Below are 1274 nucleotides of genomic sequence, written 5' to 3'. Positions count from 1 at the left end.
GATCTTCAGCCTGAGTATGTGGCTGAGACCATAGGTACTGTAAGCCTGAAAGGAAAGGAGCTTGCCATGACTACAGCGGAAAGACTGATGAATGAAGGTGAGGAAGTTGGTGTGATTAAGGGCATGTACAACGAGAAGTACCAGACGATCATGCGTCTTTCAAAGTTGAACCTTAAGCCAGAAGACATAGCCGAGGGTGCTGGACTTACCCCCGAAAAGGTCAAGGAAGTCCTTGCTGCCGGTGACAAGGGTCTGGATCTGCTTATAGGCGATAATGCCACTAAGCAATAGTCCTGTACCAAGGGCCTTCAGCTCATTGAGTGGCTTCTCAACTCCTTATGATGTCCTGTGGGAGATTGTTCTAAACGTTTTGGTGCATCGAGATTATGGTGTCCCTGCTCCGATTCAGATACGAGTCTATGAACATAAGATGAAAATCTGGAATCCTGCGGTTTTACCAGAGGAATGGACTCTTGAAACATTATACTCCGCATGGTCATTCTTGATACATGGGGCAATCTTGAAACGATATTGTAGGGGCAGGCCCCCGTGCCTGCCCCGGTTTTGGGCAACTACAGGGGGTTGCCCCTACAGAAAACCCATTAATGTTTCACGGTTGACCGCTTGGAGTATAATGGGATCACACGCCTCTCAGCCCTATAATCCCGATTTGGCCAACGCATTTTTCCGCTCCGGAGAAATTGAATCCTGGGGACGGGGCATTGAATGGATTTTTTCTGCCTGCCGTAACGGGGGTTCACCAACCCCTACGGCCTTTCCAGTAACTTCCCAGTGCAGTTGAGTAGTTTTTCAACTTGCCCTGTGACTTGCCCTGTGACTTCGGTTGTTTCCTTGGTATCTTTGTCAGCAGTACACAGAATTTTTGTCAGTTTTGCAGGGTTTCCTCCATACTCCGGTACTGAAATGATAACTTTGAATATATTCCCTTCAATAAGCTTTCTGATTATCGTTTTGGTTCAGCCAGTCCTGCCAGTGAATTGGCATACAAAAGGCCATGTTATCATAATGGGAATCAGTAATATTGATGCTTCATTATTGATTTTACCAGGGTTCACTGAGCCTGCTGATAATATCCCGGCGGGAAAGAACCATGGCGCAGCGTTCCCAGAGCTGGGCCTGGGGATCTATGGTTGAACGGTATCGGACGCTGATGATATATCGTGAAAATCAGCCATGAACATTTCCGAGAAGTAACCCGGCGCATCTGTGGCAGTCTGGATCTGGATCAGGCCCTTTATGATGCTTTTTTATAC

The 1274-nt window shown here is 47.3% G+C and carries 1 protein-coding gene; it reads left to right on the top strand.

The features are described from left to right. The coding region (locus LZ24_RS16985) for an RpnC/YadD family protein (RefSeq protein WP_222427702.1) at positions 1-291 on the top strand (291 nt) is incomplete at its 5' end. Positions 292-1274 lie beyond the last annotated feature (983 nt).

Source organism: Desulfobotulus alkaliphilus (assembly GCF_007830435.1).
Classification (GTDB): domain Bacteria; phylum Desulfobacterota; class Desulfobacteria; order Desulfobacterales; family ASO4-4; genus Desulfobotulus; species Desulfobotulus alkaliphilus.
This window is presented reverse-complemented; position numbering and strand designations above follow the sequence as displayed.